The sequence below is a fragment of the Vibrio sp. 10N.247.311.12 genome (genome assembly GCF_041467515.1).
Taxonomy (GTDB): Bacteria; Pseudomonadota; Gammaproteobacteria; order Enterobacterales; family Vibrionaceae; genus Vibrio; species Vibrio crassostreae_C.
Window position 1 is genome coordinate 71,958 of the sequence record NZ_JBFSUV010000016.1, and the last position, 16,887, is coordinate 88,844.

General features: G+C 44.6%; 15 protein-coding genes. 10 read left to right on the forward strand and 5 right to left on the reverse strand.

Annotated elements, in window-relative coordinates; all coding sequences use genetic code 11:
* Nucleotides 1-10 precede the first annotated feature (10 nt).
* From AB6E30_RS09205 to cobB, 6 genes are all read left to right on the forward strand, one after another.
* Entirely contained in the window at nucleotides 11-2,866 is a 2,856-nt protein-coding gene (locus AB6E30_RS09205) for a formate dehydrogenase subunit alpha (protein ID WP_372103350.1), read from the forward strand.
* An 11-nt stretch (nucleotides 2,867-2,877) separates the two neighbouring features.
* Complete coding sequence (gene fdh3B / locus AB6E30_RS09210) at nucleotides 2,878-3,486, forward strand: formate dehydrogenase FDH3 subunit beta (RefSeq protein ID WP_004742271.1); 609 nt, start codon at nucleotides 2,878-2,880, stop codon at nucleotides 3,484-3,486.
* A gap of 13 nt (nucleotides 3,487-3,499) precedes the next feature.
* A complete protein-coding gene (locus tag AB6E30_RS09215; protein WP_372103353.1) occupies nucleotides 3,500-4,573 on the forward strand; it encodes a formate dehydrogenase subunit gamma in 1,074 nt (357 codons plus the stop codon).
* Nucleotides 4,557-4,973, forward strand: coding sequence for a hypothetical protein (locus AB6E30_RS09220; protein WP_010440849.1), 417 nt, complete (start codon nucleotides 4,557-4,559; stop codon nucleotides 4,971-4,973). Before AB6E30_RS09215 ends, AB6E30_RS09220 begins: the two co-directional genes overlap by 17 nt.
* Before the next feature lie 376 nt (nucleotides 4,974-5,349).
* On the forward strand, nucleotides 5,350-6,570 hold the full coding sequence (locus tag AB6E30_RS09225; protein WP_372103355.1) for an ammonium transporter: 1,221 nt from the start codon (nucleotides 5,350-5,352) through the stop codon (nucleotides 6,568-6,570).
* A gap of 256 nt (nucleotides 6,571-6,826) precedes the next feature.
* Nucleotides 6,827-7,561, forward strand: coding sequence for a Sir2 family NAD+-dependent deacetylase (cobB, locus tag AB6E30_RS09230; protein ID WP_136978459.1), 735 nt, complete (start codon nucleotides 6,827-6,829; stop codon nucleotides 7,559-7,561).
* Nucleotides 7,562-7,655: 94 nt separating this feature from the next.
* Here cobB and AB6E30_RS09235 read toward each other — a convergent pair whose 3' ends face one another.
* The 5 genes from AB6E30_RS09235 to potA form a co-directional block, all read right to left on the reverse strand.
* Nucleotides 7,656-8,693, reverse strand: coding sequence for an extracellular solute-binding protein (locus AB6E30_RS09235; protein ID WP_017059627.1), 1,038 nt, complete (start codon nucleotides 8,691-8,693; stop codon nucleotides 7,656-7,658).
* Between the two features lie 210 nt (nucleotides 8,694-8,903).
* Nucleotides 8,904-9,938, reverse strand: a complete 1,035-nt coding sequence (locus AB6E30_RS09240; protein ID WP_017059628.1) for an extracellular solute-binding protein — start codon at nucleotides 9,936-9,938, stop codon at nucleotides 8,904-8,906.
* 149 nt (nucleotides 9,939-10,087) lie between these two features.
* Nucleotides 10,088-10,858, reverse strand: coding sequence for a spermidine/putrescine ABC transporter permease PotC (gene potC, locus AB6E30_RS09245; protein ID WP_017059629.1), 771 nt, complete (start codon nucleotides 10,856-10,858; stop codon nucleotides 10,088-10,090).
* The gene (gene potB / locus AB6E30_RS09250; protein WP_017059630.1) at nucleotides 10,858-11,715 is read right to left on the reverse strand and encodes a spermidine/putrescine ABC transporter permease PotB; all 858 of its coding nucleotides are present in this window, start codon (nucleotides 11,713-11,715) and stop codon (nucleotides 10,858-10,860) included. The genes potC and potB overlap by 1 nt, the downstream gene beginning before the upstream one ends.
* Entirely contained in the window at nucleotides 11,699-12,814 is a 1,116-nt protein-coding gene (gene potA / locus AB6E30_RS09255; protein ID WP_017059631.1) for a spermidine/putrescine ABC transporter ATP-binding protein PotA, read from the reverse strand. Before potA ends, potB begins: the two co-directional genes overlap by 17 nt.
* A gap of 329 nt (nucleotides 12,815-13,143) precedes the next feature.
* Here potA and AB6E30_RS09260 point away from each other — a divergent pair, with 329 nt between their 5' ends.
* The 4 genes from AB6E30_RS09260 (at nucleotide 13,144) to ttcA (ending at nucleotide 16,789) form a co-directional block, all read left to right on the forward strand.
* Nucleotides 13,144-13,959 carry a membrane protein gene (locus tag AB6E30_RS09260; RefSeq protein WP_017063864.1) on the forward strand — a complete coding sequence of 272 codons (816 nt, stop codon included), beginning with the start codon at nucleotides 13,144-13,146 and terminating at the stop codon, nucleotides 13,957-13,959.
* On the forward strand, nucleotides 13,952-14,803 hold the full coding sequence (locus tag AB6E30_RS09265) for a glucosaminidase domain-containing protein (protein ID WP_102393736.1): 852 nt from the start codon (nucleotides 13,952-13,954) through the stop codon (nucleotides 14,801-14,803). Before AB6E30_RS09260 ends, AB6E30_RS09265 begins: the two co-directional genes overlap by 8 nt.
* A 122-nt stretch (nucleotides 14,804-14,925) precedes the next feature.
* Nucleotides 14,926-15,576 (forward strand): DUF2987 domain-containing protein, encoded by a 651-nt coding sequence (locus tag AB6E30_RS09270; RefSeq protein WP_372055936.1) that lies wholly within the window; start codon nucleotides 14,926-14,928, stop codon nucleotides 15,574-15,576.
* Between the two features lie 319 nt (nucleotides 15,577-15,895).
* The gene (ttcA, locus tag AB6E30_RS09275; protein ID WP_017059635.1) at nucleotides 15,896-16,789 is read left to right on the forward strand and encodes a tRNA 2-thiocytidine(32) synthetase TtcA; all 894 of its coding nucleotides are present in this window, start codon (nucleotides 15,896-15,898) and stop codon (nucleotides 16,787-16,789) included.
* Nucleotides 16,790-16,887: the final 98 nt, after the last annotated feature.

A 16,887-nucleotide genomic window follows, 5' to 3' on the forward strand; every position in this document is an offset into this window, starting at 1 on the left:
GAGATAACGGATGAAACTTGTCAAACGCTCCGATAGTGTGAGCAAAGAAACCAATCAGCTAGGTGTGTCTCGACGTGCCTTCATGAAAAACACTTCATTAGCTGCTGGTGGCGCAGTGGTAGGCGCAAGTCTATTTGCACCAGGTATGATGAAGAAAGCACAGGCTAAATCAGTCGATCCAGAAGCGAAAACAGAAGTGAAACGTACTATCTGTTCTCACTGTTCTGTGGGTTGTGGTATCTACGCTGAAGTTCAAAATGGCGTATGGACAGGTCAAGAGCCTGCATTCGATCACCCATTCAACGCTGGTGGACACTGTGCGAAAGGTGCAGCACTTCGTGAGCACGGCCACGGTGAACGTCGTCTTAAGTACCCAATGAAATTGGAAGGCGGTAAGTGGAAGAAGCTTTCTTGGGAACAAGCGATTGAAGAGATCGGTAACAAAGCGCTAGAACTTCGTAAAGAGTCTGGCCCTGATTCAGTTTACTTCCTAGGTAGTGCGAAACACAGTAACGAGCAAGCTTATGCATTCCGTAAGATGGCTTCGCTTTGGGGCACCAACAACGTTGACCACCAAGCACGTATTTGTCACTCAACCACAGTAGCCGGTGTTGCGAACACTTGGGGTTACGGTGCAATGACAAACTCGTTCAATGACATGCACAACTGTAAATCGATGCTGTTCATTGGTTCAAACCCAGCGGAAGCTCACCCAGTAGCGATGCAACACATCTTGATCGCGAAAGAGAAGAACAACTGTAAGATCGTTGTTGCGGATCCTCGTCGTACGCGTACTGCTGCGAAATCAGATCACTACGTTTCTCTTCGTCCAGGTTCTGACGTTGCGTTTATCTGGGGTGTGTTATGGCACGTCTTTGCAAACCAATGGGAAGACAAAGAGTTCATTAAACAACGTGTATTCGGCATGGACGAGATCCGTGAAGAAGTCGCGAAGTGGAACCCAGCAGAAGTTGAACGCGTAACTGGTGTTAGTGAAAAAGACGTATACCACACCGCGAAACTACTTTCTGAAAACCGTCCGGGTTGTATCGTTTGGTGTATGGGTGGTACTCAGCACACGACTGGTAACAACAACACACGCGCTTACTGTGTACTTGAGCTTGCGCTAGGTAACATCGGTAAATCAGGCGGCGGTGCAAACATCTTCCGTGGTCACGATAACGTACAGGGCGCAACTGACCTTGGCGTACTGTCAGACACACTTCCAGGCTACTACGGCTTGTCTGAAGGTTCTTGGCGTCACTGGTCAAAAGTTTGGGGTATCGACTTTGACTGGGTGAAAGGCCGTTTCGACGACAACGCATACGGCGGTCAAAAACCAATGAACAGTGCAGGTATTCCTGTATCTCGTTGGGTTGATGGCGTACTTGAAGACAAAGACAAGATTCGCCAACGCGAAAACATCCGTGCCATGTTCTACTGGGGTCACGCAGTGAACTCTCAGACTCGTGGTCCAGAGATGAAGAAGGCGATGCAGAAGCTGGATATGATGGTTATCGTTGACCCATACCCAACAGTCGCGGCAGTAATGAACGATCGCACCGACGGCGTTTACTTGCTTCCAGCAACCACTCAATTTGAAACCTACGGCAGTGTAACGGCGTCAAACCGTTCTCTACAGTGGCGTGATAAGGTTGTTGATCCTCTGTTCGAATCTAAGCCTGACCACGAAATTATGTACCTGCTTTCTAAGAAGCTTGGTTTCTCTGATCAACTGTTCAAAAACATCCGTGTTGAGAACAATCAACCATTGATTGAAGACATCACTCGTGAATTCAACAAAGGTATGTGGACGATCGGCTATACAGGTCAAAGCCCAGAGCGTTTGAAAGAACACCAACAAAACTGGCACACGTTCCACAAAACCACGCTTGCTGCAGAAGGCGGCCCAGCGAATGGCGAGACTTACGGTCTACCTTGGCCATGTTGGGGCACACCAGAGATGAAACATCCGGGTACACACATCCTTTACGATACGTCTAAGACGGTTGCTGAAGGTGGTGGTAACTTCCGTACTCGTTTTGGTGTTGAGTTTGAAGGTCAAAGCCTACTGGCAGAAGACAGCTACTCGAAAGGCTGTGAGATCAAAGACGGCTACCCAGAGTTCAGTGACAAACTACTGAAACAACTGGGTTGGTGGGACGACCTAACAGCAGAAGAGAAAGCCTCTGCTGAAGGCAAAAACTGGAAGACTGACGTTTCAGGTGGTATCCAACGTGTGGCAATTAAACACGGCTGTATCCCATTTGGTAATGCGAAAGCACGTGCGATTGTTTGGACATTCCCAGACCGTGTACCACTGCACCGTGAGCCACTTTACACGCCACGTCGCGACCTAGTTGCTGATTACCCAACGTGGGACGACAAAGAAGCTATCTTCCGTGTTCCTACGCTTTACAAGTCGATTCAAGAGCAAGACAAATCTGGCGAATACCCGATTATCCTGACCTCTGGTCGTTTGGTTGAGTACGAAGGTGGTGGTGAAGAAACCCGTTCTAACCCTTGGCTAGCAGAACTACAGCAAGAGATGTTTGTTGAAGTGAACCCGAAAGATGCAAACGACATCGGCTTTAAAGACGGTGACGATGTTTGGGTTGAGGGTGCAGAGAAGGGCCGTATTAAGGTGAAAGCGATGGTTACACGTCGTGTGAAACCGGGTCTGGCATTCATCCCATTCCACTTCGGTGGTAAGTTCCAAGGCGAAGATTTGCGTTCTAAATACCCAGAAGGCACTGATCCTTACGTTATTGGTGAAGCTGCTAACACAGCAACCACATACGGTTACGACCCTGTCACGTTGATGCAGGAAACGAAAGTAACCCTTTGTAATATTCGTAAAGCGTAAGGAGTCTTAAAATGGCTAGAATGAAATTTCTTTGTGACACCAAGCGTTGTATCGAATGTAACGGTTGTGTCACTGCATGTAAGAATGAAAATGATGATGCTCTGGAATGGGGTATTCAACGTCGTCGCGTTGTGACACTGAACGATGGCGAACCAGGTGAAAACTCTATCTCAGTAGCGTGTATGCACTGTACTGATGCCCCTTGTATGGCAGTTTGCCCGGCAGACTGTTTTGAACATACGGAAGACGGCATCGTACTTCACAATAAAGATCTGTGTATCGGTTGTGGTTACTGCTTGTTTGCTTGTCCGTTTGGCGCACCTCAATTTCCTAAACAGGAAGCCTTTGGTGAGCGCGGTAAAATGGACAAATGTACCTTCTGTGCTGGCGGCCCAGAAACAGAGCCAGGTTCTGTTGAAGAGCGTCAAAAATACGGTGCGAACCGTATTGCTGAAGGCAAACTGCCAATGTGTGCTTCGCTTTGTTCAACTAAGGCACTGCTAGCGGGTGACGCAGAGAAAGTTTCTGATGTTTTCCGTCAGCGTGTTGTTGAACGTGGTGCGAAAGGTGCAGGTTGGACAGACGGCAACGACCTTTCTTACGATGCGACTAAGAGCTAAGTAGGAGAGACATATGCTTACAATGTTTAAGCGTCTCTTCCTTGTAGTGCTGCCAATGTTGGCAGCACTAACAATGCTTTCTCCTATGAGTCATGCATCTGAGACGAACTCATCACAAACTCAATCGAGCTCTGCTCAACGAGAAATCACACAACTTGCTGGCGCCGATTTTTGGCGACAAGTGAGAAACGGTGAGGAAGGTTACACCACATCTCAATCAGCTGAGCATGGTGTGTTGATCAGTACTCCAGGTCAAACGTGGTACATATTGAAAGAGAAGTGGATGTCACCAGCCGGTGCCGTCGCTATCTTTGGCAGTATTGCTTTCGTGACTTTGATGTACGTTGTGATTGGCCCGCTAATGCTAAGCGCGCCAAGAACAGGCCGTAAGATCAAACGTTGGTCTCGACTAGACCGTGCCTTGCACTGGAGTATGGCGTTTACCTTCTTAACACTGGCGTTCAGTGGTTTGATGTTGGTTTACGGTAAGCACTTCTTGAAGCCGTACATTCCAACAGACCTTTGGGGCTTCATCGTTCTATTGGCGAAGCAATACCACAACTACATCGGCCCGATTTTCTATGTGCTGTTGATGGCTGTTCTCATCAAGTGGTGGCGCAAGTCTATTTTCAAGATGGTCGATGTACAGTGGTTCATGAAACTGGGTGGTATGGTAGGGAAACACAAAGGTTCTCATCCATCTGCAGAGTTTTCGAACGCGGGTGAAAAAGCGCTATTTTGGCTGCTTATCGTTATGGGCAGTGTGGCAGCGATCAGTGGCTTGGTGTTAGATTTCCCAATTTTTGGCCAAACACGACGTGATATGGAGCTTTCCAACTTAGTTCACATGCTTGCTGCTTTGATCCTTATCTGCGGTTTTGTGTTCCACATCTATATTGGCTTGTTCGGTATGGAAGGCGCACTAGAAGGTATGGTAACAGGCGAAGTCGATGAAACCTGGGCTAAGGAACACCATGACCTTTGGTACAAAGAAGTGATGGAACAAGAGAAAAACGGCGTTGAACAAAGCGCTAACGTAGCAACAGAGAAAACGGAAGGGGTGAATAAGAATGAACAAACCTCATAAGGGTATTTGGGTTGCTTACATCCTAAGCTGCTTTACACCATTTACTTGTCTTCTCTCTGGTGTGATTGCCATTATCTACGCGGGCTATCGTTTAGATAAAGGCGAAGACGGCGAAGTAGTGGACACCCATTACTACGGCTTGATTCGCTCGTTCTTCTTGAACCTGACGTTCTTTGTTGTGCTTATCGTCACGGTAGCGACCTCTAACGGCGTGTTAATTGGTGTGAACGATTACTGGTATCAAAACCACATTATCGATGACATCGCTTACTACATCCCGTATGTAGGCATGTTGTTTGGTGGTGTTGCGATTGTGGTTTGGTTTATTCGTATGTATCAAGGTATGCAGCGTTTAAGTCAAAACCTACCGCAAAACCCGACAACAGGTCCAAACTTGTAGTCGAGCATAGACTCACTAGATAGCGAATTATCTAGCACAATAGTCCTTTTGAAAGCCCAATGATTTCGGTCATTGGGCTTTTTGTTTCTAATCAGCAACGAAACTTAATGAAGCATGGTATTGACCGCTTCAATATGGTGCAACTCCCTTAATTGGTGCAATTCTTGTTTCCATTTTCACGCTTATTAAGAACCAAGAAAGTGCACCGATAAATTTATGCACTATTAATCAGTAAGTTAAAAGCAAAAACTGTTGCACAAAAATTACACCACACACTTGGAACGCATCTTGCGTTCACTGTTGAGTCTTTAATTAATTACAACATTGAATCGCACGATATCAGTGCAAATCAGATAAAGCGAAGGAGAATGCTTTAATGAGTGAAACGGTGACTCAAGTTCATAGTGCAGTACAAACCCTTACCCAAAGTTCAGATACTTTATTCCTATTACTCGGTGCCATCATGGTTTTCTTGATGCACGCTGGCTTTGCATTTCTAGAAGTCGGTACCGTTCGAAAGAAGAACCAAGTAAACGCGCTCGTTAAGATCCTGTCGGATTTTGGTGTCTCCGCCATTGCTTACTTCTTTATCGGTTACTGGGTTGCTTACGGTGCACACTTTTTTGCAGACGCAGAAACACTGTCGCAAGGCAACGGATATGAGCTGGTGAAGTTCTTCTTCCTTATGACATTCGCAGCGGCAATCCCTGCGATCGTTTCAGGCGGTATCGCAGAGCGTGCACGTTTCTACCCAATTTTGATTGCGACACTGTTTACGGTTGGTTTCATCTATCCATTTTTTGAAGGCATCATTTGGAACGGCAACTTTGGATTCCAAGATTGGCTCGAAGCGCAATTCGGTTATGGATTTCATGACTTCGCAGGCTCTGTTGTCGTTCACGGTGTTGGCGGTTGGATTGCATTGGTCGCAGTTTACTTCTTAGGGATGCGTAAAGGTCGAATCCGTGCAGGCAAACACACCAACTTCGCACCATCGAATATCCCATTCTTAGCACTAGGCTCTTGGATCTTATGTGTGGGTTGGTTTGGCTTTAACGTGATGTCAGCTCAAGCGATCAATGGCATCAGCGGTCTCGTGGCAATGAACTCTCTCATGGCCATGGTTGGCGGTATTCTTGCGGCTCTAATTGCAGGTAAAAATGACCCGGGCTTCATCCACAATGGTCCTTTGGCTGGTCTCGTCGCTATCTGTGCGGGCTCAGATTTGATGCACCCACTTGGCGCTTTGGTGACGGGCGGTGTGGCAGGTGCGCTGTTTGTTTACCTATTTACTTATATGCAAAACAAAACACAGATCGATGATGTACTGGGTGTATGGCCTCTACACGGCGTATGTGGTGCCTGGGGTGGCGTTGCTGCTGGTATCTTCGGCCAACAAGCTTTCTGGGGTCTAGGCGGCGTGAGCTTTGCTTCTCAGTTGATTGGTACAGTCGCAGGTGTTGCTGTTGCTTTCGTCGGCGCGTTAATCGTATACGGTGTGTTGAGCAAACTAACAGGCCTACGCTTAAGTGAAGAAGATGAATTCAACGGTGCGGATCTTTCTATCCATAAGATCTCTTCTATCAACGAAGACTAACGTTGTTCACTTGGTGGGGTAAAGCACATCAAGTAGACAACTGTTGAACAGAACTAAGCGGCTTCGGTCGCTTTTTTGTTTCTATGGATAGCAAAACAGAGAATTTGAGTAACAACAACCACAACTATCAAGCGAGTTATGTCACAAATAGCCAATGAATTCAGTTGCCTAAGACTATGGTCTAATCCCCAAAACTATTGTTGGAATTTGAACAGTGCTAAGCTGTTACAAAGTGACATATCTAAAAGGACGTTATATGCATTTCCCATATCGAAATATCGTAATTCTTACTGGCGCTGGCATCTCTGCAGAGTCGGGGATACAAACATTCCGAGCACAAGACGGGCTATGGGAAAACCACAAAATCGAAGATGTAGCGACGCCTGAAGGGTTCGCAAAAGATCCTGACTTGGTACAAGCCTTCTATAACAAGCGTCGTCACGGCCTGCAAAGTGAGAGCATTCAGCCCAATTCAGCCCACAAGGCGCTAGGAGAGCTCGAAGACAAGCTTGATGGCAAAGTTACCATCATTACTCAAAACATCGACAATTTGCACGAGAGAGGCGGCAGCAACAACATTATCCACATGCACGGTGAACTTTTAAAAGCACGTTGCAGTGAATCCAATCAAGTTATCGAACATAAAGGTGACATCGAAACCGGCGAACTCTGTCACTGTTGTCAAATTCCAGCGCAGATGCGCCCTCATATTGTGTGGTTTGGCGAAATGCCATTACGAATGGGTGACATCTATTCAGCACTGGAAGAAGCGGATCTGTTTATTTCAATCGGTACATCGGGCGTAGTTTATCCAGCTGCCGGTTTTGTGCATGATGCGAAAATGCATGGTGCACATACTATCGAGATAAACCTCGAACCAAGTGCGGTTGAAAGTGAATTTGAAGAGAAGCGCTACGGCAAGGCGAGTATCGAGGTGCCTAAACTGGTTGGCGAGTTATTATGTACAGAGAAAGGTTCTTTAACGGCCTAAGCCTTGTCTTTAATAACACACATCAGTTTCTGAATCTGAAAAAATAAAGCGGCTTACGCCGCTTTATTTACTTAACTTCTTAACTAACAATAACTTAGTTGTTTACTTTAAGTTTTTGGAAGTACTCGTCATAAATAACGCTCGCTTCACCAACTTCATCTTGCCACACACCGTTATCCATCACTGATTGTGGTGGGAAAACGTTCTTGTCTTCAGCAAATTCTTTAGGAAGAAGAGGGTAAGCGGTTTTAACTGGTGTCGGGTAACCGATCTCTAGAGCAATTTTCGCAGCGTTCTCTGGGCGAAGAAGGAAGTCGATCATCTTATGAGCCGCTTCAGTGTTCTTAGCGCCTGCTGGAATTGCTAGGCTGTCCATCCAGAAGATAGCGCCTTTTTCTGGCCAGATAATGTCAATCGTTGCGCCTTCTTGGCGTGCCATGTAAGCAGAACCATTCCAAAGCATACCAAGAGACACTTCACCTGCTAGGTAAGGGTTCGCTGGGAAATCTGAGTTAAATACCAATACGTTTGGCATTAGCTTACGAAGTTCTTCGTAGGCTTCTTTGATTTCTTCAGGGTTAGTCGTGTTTGGAGAGTAGCCCAGTTTAGATAGAGCGATATGGAAAACCTCACGAGAGTCATCCATCATCATCAGTTGACCTTCCCACTGCGTATCCCACAGATCGCCCCAGTTTTTAACTGAAGACTTGTCTAGCATGTCTGAGTTGATACCAATACCCGTCGCACCCCAGATGTATGGGATTGAGTAGTTGTTATTTGGGTCAAATGGCTTATCTAAGTAATTTGGATCCAAATCTGCAAAGTGGCTTAGCTTGGTTTTATCAAGCTCTTGAAGCATGCCTTCTTTACGCATCTTAGAAACGAAGTAAGTAGAAGGAACCACTAAGTCGTAACCCGTACCTTGAGTTTTTAACTTAGCGTACATGCTTTCGTTAGACTCATAAGTTGAGTAGTAGACTTTAATGCCCGTCTCTTCTGTGAAGTCTTCTAGTACTTCATTTGGAATATATTCAGACCAGTTGTAAAAATACAGTTCTTGGTCAGCTGCGAAAGAGGGTGTAGAAAGTAAAGTAGCAGCACACAATGCGCCGGTATACAGTGTTTTTTTCATTACTGTTCCGTTCATTTGTTTGATTTGGAGCTGGGTAGTGAACCCAAGGTAAAGGATTTCGAAAAATCGCGCTATATTATAGCAGCGATATAATAAAATAGGCAGCCTAAGCTGCCTATTCATTGATATTCTTATTTTTAACTTATTGATTATCTACGTTGACCTGTTAAGTAAACTGGTTACTTAGCCACAGTTAGATAATAAGCTAAATTACTGACCTGCTTTAAGTTTCATGAAGTAATCTTCGTACTTCACTGTCTTATCGCCAACCGCAGCTTGCCATTCAACACGATCAAGGTCTTCTTGCGATGGGAATAGCGCAGGGCTATCTTTGAACTTCTCGTTAGACGCTTTAACGGCCGTTAGGTAGCCTGTGTCACGAGAAATTTGCTCAGCAATTTCAGGGCGAAGTAGGAAATCAATCATCTTATGAGCTGCTTCTACGTTTACCGCACCAGAGCTAATCGCAAAGTTATCAACCCAACCGATACCGCCTTCTTTAGGGAAAACCAGTTTGATTGGTAGACCTTCGTTTTGCGCTGCAGCAGCAGAACCGTTCCACAGCATACCAAGACCCACTTCACCAGACATGTAAGGCGCGCCTGGGTTGTCTGAGTTAAATACTAGAACGTTTGGCATAAGCTTTTGTAGCTCAGCGTACGCTTCGTCGATCTCTTTTTCGTTGGTTGTGTTACCAGAGTAACCTAACTTACGCAGTGCGATGTGGAACACTTCACGAGTGTCGTCCATCATCATCAGTTGACCTTCAAGCTCTGGCTTCCATAGATCAGCCCAGCTTTGGAAATCTTCTGGATCGTACATGTCAGTGTTAACAGCAAGACCTGTGATCGCAACTACGTGTGGAATAGAGTAGTCGTTGCTTGGGTCGTACGGCTTATCTAGATAGTTAGTATCTAGATTCTTGAAGTTGTTCAGCTTAGTTTTGTCGATCTTTTGTAGCATACCTTCGTCACGCATCTTAGATACGAAGTAAGTCGACGGCACAACTAGGTCATAGCCTTTGTTGTGTGTTTTTAGCTTTGCGTACAGGGTTTCGTTCGACTCGTAAGTCGAGTAGATCACCTTGATACCAGTTTCATCAGTGAACTGTTCTAGAATCTCACTGTTGATGTAAGGTCCCCAATTCATGAATACCAATTCTTTGTTATCTTTTGCAAATGATGGTGCAGATAACATTGAAAGCGCACATGCACTACCAGCTAATAGAGTAGCCCATTTTTTCATTGACGTTAGCTCCAAACTAAACGTTGCCCGAAGGCAGTAGATAGAAAAACAGAATGGCAATTTACCATTCTGTTTATGATTAACACTTTTTTTGAACTTGAAGTCTCTTAACTTCTTAATCAAGCCAGTCTCTATATAGAGTAGGAGACTTACTTGATTTTTTCTCTCGCTAATGACTGAGAAATGATCACCAGTATTAACGACACCACTAACATCACTGTTGCTAGGGCGTTTACCTCAGGAGAGATACCCACTTTAACCATTGAGTAAATCTTCAGTGGTAAGATTTCATACGTTGGGCCGGTTACGAAAGAGCTAATGATTACATCGTCCAAAGACAGAGTGAAGCTCAATAACCAACCCGCAGCAACCGCTGGCTTAGCAAGAGGCAGAATGATCTGTTTTAGAATCGTCCATTCACTTGCACCTAAGTCTTTTGCGGCTTCTAGCATCTTCACATCAAAGCCATTCAAGCGACTGTATACCGTTACTACAACAAACGGTAGACAGAAGGTAATGTGAGCAGCAAGTAGGGTAAAGAACCCAAGTTGAACACCCATTACCAAGAATAGCGCAAGAAGCGAAATCGCCATTACGATATCTGGAGACATCATTACGATGAACAGCATGCCATTTACGATGCCTTTACCTTTAAATTGGTAACGGAATAGGGCTACTGCTGTAAGGCTCCCGACAATCGTTGCGGCTGTTGCTGAGAACACCGCTACGTTGATCGAGTGCCACGCAGCCTGCATTAGGCTGTCGTTGTTAATAAGCGCGTCATACCATTTAGTGGTGAAGCCACCCCATTTCATACCAAACTTATTGGCATTAAACGAGTTAGCGATCAATACGATAATAGGTAGGTATAGAAAGGCGTATACCAGCGCCATAAAGCTGAACTTAACTGTGCGCCCCATTAGTCTAGCTCCACTTTCTTGTTCAATAGCTTACCTGCTCGGTAGTAGGCATACAGCATCACAGCCATTGCCATGGTCAGTGCGATACTCGTCGCTGCGCCAAACGGCCAGTCTCGAGCGTTGAGTACTTGGCTCTTAATCACGTTACCAATCAATAGGTTCTTAGCTCCGCCTAATAGGTCAGAGATGTAGAACATACCTAACGCTGGCAGTAGCACTAACAAACAGCCGCCAATAATGCCCGGCATTGTTAGTGGTAGTACCACTTTCAATAGCGTTTGCAGTTTGTTCGCACCTAAATCTTTAGCCGCTTCTAAATACGTATCGTCCAGTTTTTCAATCGCTGAATACAGCGGCAGAATCATAAACGGAAGTAGGATGTACACTAAACCGATCATTACTGCGGTTTCTGAGTACATGATACGTAGCGGTTTATCAATGATATCTAACGCTAACAAGCTTTTGTTCAAGACACCTTGCGTACCCAGTACAATTTTTAATCCGTATGTACGAATCAAAGAGTTCGTCCAGAATGGTACTATCACTAGGAACAACATGATTGGACGCCACTTCGCCGGCATTTTTGCCACGATGTAAGCGAATGGGTAACCAATAATCAAACAAAGTAGGGTTGCGACAATAGCCATATAGAAAGAGTGCATCAACACTTTAAAATACAGCGGGTCAGCCAAACGCACGTAGTTATCGAGAGTGAAGGTCATCTCGATCAAGTTCGCTTCATCACGAGTTAAGAAGCTAGTACCAATGATCATGATGTTTGGAATCATCACGAACAACACTAACCAACCTGTGATTAAAGCAACAATTGCGTTTTGTAAATTAAACTTCTTGCTCATCTTCTAATACCACTTCCCAGCTCTCAACCCAAGTTACTGCAACTTTTTGGCCCAGTGAGTGATCAACATCAGGGTCATCTTCGTTGAAGAATTCGCTAACCATGACACGCATACCAGATTCAAGTTCTACGACTGAATCTAATGTCATGCCTTTATAGGTTCGCTCGACAATGTGGCCAACAATACCGCGTTGCTCTGACTCTTTAATTTCTTCGATTCGAAGATCTTCAGGGCGAAGCAATACTTGCAGTTTTTGACCCGGTGTTACGTCTTTATCGTGATAGATAATGGACTCTTCACCTTCGATTGTCGCAACAATGCGTTTTTCATCTTGACGAGATTTCGCTGTCGCTTCGAATACGTTAATTTCACCAATGAAACGCGCTACAAATAGGTTCTTAGGCTCTTCGTAGATCTCTCTTGGTGTTCCGTCTTGTTCAATCACGCCATCACGCATAACAATAATACGGTCAGACATAGACAGCGCCTCTTCTTGGTCATGCGTTACAAAAATGAACGTGATACCAAGTTGGCGTTGTAATTGTTTCAGCTCGATTTGCATCTGTTTACGTAGTTTGTAATCCAGAGCAGATAGAGATTCATCCAACAAAAGAACTTTAGGCTTATTAACGACAGCACGAGCGATTGCGATACGTTGCTGTTGACCACCAGATAGCTGGTGTGGCTTTCGTTGTGCCATTTGTTCTAGGCGCACCATTTTCAAAGCATCCATTACACGAGGCTCAATCTCGCTGTTTGGAACTTTCTGCATGCGTAAGCCAAATGCCACATTGTCGAAAACGGTCATATGCGGGAATAGGGCATAGCTTTGGAATACAGTGTTTACATGCCTTTGTTCAGCAGGAACTTGGGTTACGTTTTGTTCAGCTAATAGTATTTGACCACTATCTGCCGTTTCAAAACCCGCAATCATTCTTAGCACGGTTGTTTTACCACAACCTGATGGGCCTAAAATCGTGAGAAACTCACCATGATTTACGTTTAAATCCAGATTGCCGATGACTTCCTTACCATCGAAACTTTTACTGATGCCAGTTAGCTGTACTACTGGCTTTCCTACTGATTTTTTAGCGTTCAACGTCTGTTTTTCTCCACCTTGGTTCTATTTGAGACCTGTTGCTATACACCTTTAAGGCGCGCATCATAATCACCAAAAACGTGAATTCAAAGCATTTTTTACCTTTCGAAGATAAAAAATTTCGCAGGTAAAAGTAAACATCCTTTACCATACTGTTATTTACTGGGTCTACACCCTAACAAGTGTCTAATTATTAACCATTAAGACGCAAAAGCAAGCCTTGTTACAGATTCATATTTTAGTTTGTATCCGACATATGAGTATAATGAAGGTAATTTTTTATCAATAAGTTAGGTGGCTTCGCTTAATCGGCACACCTAGGTATCAATATGAACAACGACATCGAAAAAGATTTTAATTTGGGCGGTAGTATCAACCGTGCACTTTCTGGCGATTATGAGCTCAAAGCAACGGCTGTATTCCAAGAAGCTTGGAAACATACGATAAGTCACTTTCTTTCGTTTTCCCCAGCGATTATTGCTTTGATGTTTGTGCAGCTCGCTATCTTTTATATCGCACTAAAACTACAGCTTGGTGATCCTGCGGTTATCTTGGATGCGGTTATCGACCCAGAGTCGTTCACGCCACAAATCGTTGAATCGATTTTTATTGCGAACTTTAGCTATGAAGTGATCAGTGCACCTATCTATGCTGGTATCTGTTTAATGGCCATGAGCCACGCTGCTGGTCTACAAACCAAAGTACGCCACATTGGTAAAGGTTTGCAGTTTACGGTTCCGGTTATTCTAGTGACTTTGTTTAGCCTAATGCTTCAAGGCATCGCAGGTATGATTCTGCCGTTCTTGTCTATCTACTTCTCACTGGCGTTCAGCCACTCAATCCTGTTGATTTGTGATAAGAAAGTGCCGCCAATGCAATCGCTGCTGCTTTCTCTGCGTGCTGTCAACAAAAAAATCTTCACCGTTGCTTCTATCTACCTATTAGTAATGCTGATGTTCATCGTCGCGGCAATGATGTACGGCATTGGCTTAATCTTCGTTCTTCCGTTCTTCTTCCACGTGAAAGGAATCCTTTACCGTGAAATGTTTGGCATCAAGTTGAAACTGATTGCTTCAGATCGTCCAAAGAGCGATGACGACCACAACGGTAGCAACAATAAAGACCCACAGGTATTCGATGCATAACAACTCTAAATTAAGCGCAAGTAAATCACTTGCGCTAAAAGTGACAGCATTAGCCTTAGTTGGCTCGATCTCGTTAGTTGGCCCAATGCTTTACCAACAAGAAGAAGAGCGCAGGCGAGCGGGGCAAAAGGCTTCAGACTCAGAGCAAAACTTTGGTGACTTGACCGTCTCTTCTGATAAGCCAGATTTCGCAGCGATTGAAGATGTAAATAAAAAGAAAGACACCTTCTTTTCTTATCTTCGCCCAAGTATCAACATCGAAAACAAGCGAATCACCAAAGAACGTGCGTTTCTAACCAAGCTTTCAGAGACGGGGTTGAACAATGTTGACTCTGAAGACGCGTCATACGCAAAGAGACTAGGGAAGCTGTATAGCCTGCCTGTACCTTCATCGGGCTTAGATGACGCTTGGCTGAAAGAAATGTTGAATCGTGTAAACGTGCTACCTGAAGCGCTTGTGTTAACTCAGGCGGCCAATGAATCAGCTTGGGGTACATCTCGTTTCGCCACTAAAGCAAATAACTATTTTGGACACTGGTGTTACACCAAAGGTTGTGGCCTTGTTCCGCTACAACGTAACGAAGGTAGCTCTCATGAAGTCGCAACATTCTCTTCAAGCCAAGAATCCGTACATCGGTATTTCATGAACCTTAATCGTAATCGTGCTTACGCCGATCTAAGAGTGATTCGTGCAAAACTTGATGCGCAAGGTGATGATCTTTTAACAACCGCAACGGCGACAGAGCTCACCAATGGCTTGTTAAAATATTCTGAGCGAGGTTCCGACTATGTGACTGATTTACAAGCTATGATCCGTCACAACGAGGTATACTGGAAAAAGTAACTCATTTTGATACCAACTTGGTTGCCTTCGATAGTCGGCTTATACCAGTAATATCACAAAAAGAGCAGCTCATTGGCTGCTCTTTCTATTTATAAACGCTCAACTTCGACAAGATTATAATAATGAAAAAGACAGCACTCGCTTTATTAGCCTCATTAAGCCTTGGGGTTTCTCTTCCTGCTTCAGCGCAAGAATACATGTTCACGTATTCTAAGCTTTATACTCAGCTGAAAAACAACACCAAAGAAGGGCATGATGATGTCAAAGTTGCGGTCTTCTTTGTTGATCAACAAGCTCAGCAAACCTGTCACATCAGCAAAGCTTGGATGGAAAAAGAAGAGCACTACGAAGAGCTAAAAGTCTCTCCGGCCAATGAACTGCTTCTACCGGTAGATCAAAACCTACGCTCAGCAAACCCTCTTATCTTTGTACAAACTCAAGAACAGGAATGTGCGTATTCTTTTGTGGTGATGACTCAAGAGCCTTTAGCTGGCACAGTAGAAGTTGCACAGATAGAAAACCTATTGCCACAGATGCAGGCGATGCTTGAAGACGTCAGCGGTATGTTCTCTGGTTGGTTCACGCCAGATATCCAAGGGTTCACGCTAGAGTTCGCTAATAAGCTGGAAGGCAACATCGAGCTTTCAAATGGCAAGCAACTACCAATCAAAGAAGGGCGAGCGAAATTCACCTTAGAAGAACTGAATGGAAGTGACAGCATCACGTTGCCAGAACCAACAGTTCGCGTATTGCCGTACATTCCCGCGCAATAATTTTTAACGGAATCATTGTTAGTGAAGTAAAAGCTTAGCGGAATCATTCCCCTAAGCTTTTACGACATATCTTAAAGCAGCCTCATCGAATTAGATCAGGCTGCTTTTCTTTATCTATGATACCAACCGAGAGCTTGTGAAGCCGCGTTTCTCTGCCGTTTAGGCGCTTATCGAACAATAAAAGCAGAATCTTTCTATTACTCAGCTTGTTTATCCGGCCGTTACTATTTCAACATCAAATAAAAATCCGTATAATCCACGCCCTAAAACAGTCCCACTAGCAATCTACAGTCGGTAATACGACGATGTGAGAGTCGCAATGAACCAAAACGATAATAGAAAAGAAACACTTGAATTCAACAAACTTCAGAAACGTCTGAGAAGAAATGTTGGAAATGCCATCATCGACTACAACATGATCGAAGAGAATGACGTAGTAATGGCATGTATTAGTGGCGGTAAAGATTCATTTGCGATGCTAGATATTTTGCTACGTTTACGTGAAGCAGCACCGATCAAATTTGATGTTGTGGCAGTAAACCTAGATCAAAAACAACCTGGGTTCCCTGAACACATTCTTCCTGAGTACTTTGAAACGCTGAACATTCCTTACTACATCGTAGATAAAGACACGTATTCAGTGGTTAAAGAGAAAGTGCCAGAAGGTAAAACAACGTGTGGCCTATGTTCTCGTCTTCGTCGTGGTACTTTGTACTCATTCGCAGAGAAGATTGGTGCTACTAAGATCGCTCTGGGTCACCACCTAGACGACATCGTTGAGACCATGTTCCTAAACATGTTCCACGGTGCGCGCTTAAAGGCTATGCCACCAAAGCTTCGTTCAGATGATGGTCGTAACGTTGTTATTCGTCCACTGACTTACTGTCGTGAAACGGACCTAATCAAATACGCTGAACATAAAGAGTTCCCAATCATTCCTTGTAACCTATGTGGCTCTCAAGAGAATCTACAGCGTCAGAACATTAAAGCGATGCTAATTGATTGGGATAAGAAAACGCCAGGTCGTGTTGAGAAGATCTTCAAGTCAATTCAGAACGTAAGTCCAAGCCAACTGGCTGACCGCGAGCTGTTTGACTTCGTGAACCTTCCACTAGACCGTAGTGAAGACCGCAAAGCGTACGAATTCGAAGAAGCTGAAATTTCATCTTCTAACATCGATGAGTCAATGTTCATCGACGTAACGAACGTATAATAAGAATAATCGTTGTAGAGCAATAGATGCGCCTACAACAGACAATCGAGTAGGAGGAGGCCTCACGGCCTCCGTCCTCTCACACCACCGTACAAGCG

Bases quoted from the DNA above. Each gene is read 5' to 3' on its own strand.
- AB6E30_RS09215 (WP_372103353.1), top strand. From the start codon at position 3,500: ATGCTTACAATGTTTAAGCGTCTCTTCCTTGTAGTGCTGCCAATGTTG.
- AB6E30_RS09220 (WP_010440849.1), top strand. From the start codon at position 4,557: ATGAACAAACCTCATAAGGGTATTTGGGTTGCTTACATCCTAAGCTGC.
- AB6E30_RS09270 (WP_372055936.1), top strand. From the start codon at position 14,926: ATGAAAAAGACAGCACTCGCTTTATTAGCCTCATTAAGCCTTGGGGTT.
- fdh3B (WP_004742271.1), top strand. From the start codon at position 2,878: ATGGCTAGAATGAAATTTCTTTGTGACACCAAGCGTTGTATCGAATGT.
- AB6E30_RS09235 (WP_017059627.1), bottom strand. From the start codon at position 8,693: ATGAAAAAAACACTGTATACCGGCGCATTGTGTGCTGCTACTTTACTT.
- cobB (WP_136978459.1), top strand. From the start codon at position 6,827: ATGCATTTCCCATATCGAAATATCGTAATTCTTACTGGCGCTGGCATC.
- AB6E30_RS09225 (WP_372103355.1), top strand. From the start codon at position 5,350: ATGAGTGAAACGGTGACTCAAGTTCATAGTGCAGTACAAACCCTTACC.
- AB6E30_RS09240 (WP_017059628.1), bottom strand. From the start codon at position 9,938: ATGAAAAAATGGGCTACTCTATTAGCTGGTAGTGCATGTGCGCTTTCA.
- AB6E30_RS09205 (WP_372103350.1), top strand. From the start codon at position 11: ATGAAACTTGTCAAACGCTCCGATAGTGTGAGCAAAGAAACCAATCAG.
- potC (WP_017059629.1), bottom strand. From the start codon at position 10,858: ATGGGGCGCACAGTTAAGTTCAGCTTTATGGCGCTGGTATACGCCTTT.
- ttcA (WP_017059635.1), top strand. From the start codon at position 15,896: ATGAACCAAAACGATAATAGAAAAGAAACACTTGAATTCAACAAACTT.
- potB (WP_017059630.1), bottom strand. From the start codon at position 11,715: ATGAGCAAGAAGTTTAATTTACAAAACGCAATTGTTGCTTTAATCACA.
- AB6E30_RS09265 (WP_102393736.1), top strand. From the start codon at position 13,952: ATGCATAACAACTCTAAATTAAGCGCAAGTAAATCACTTGCGCTAAAA.
- AB6E30_RS09260 (WP_017063864.1), top strand. From the start codon at position 13,144: ATGAACAACGACATCGAAAAAGATTTTAATTTGGGCGGTAGTATCAAC.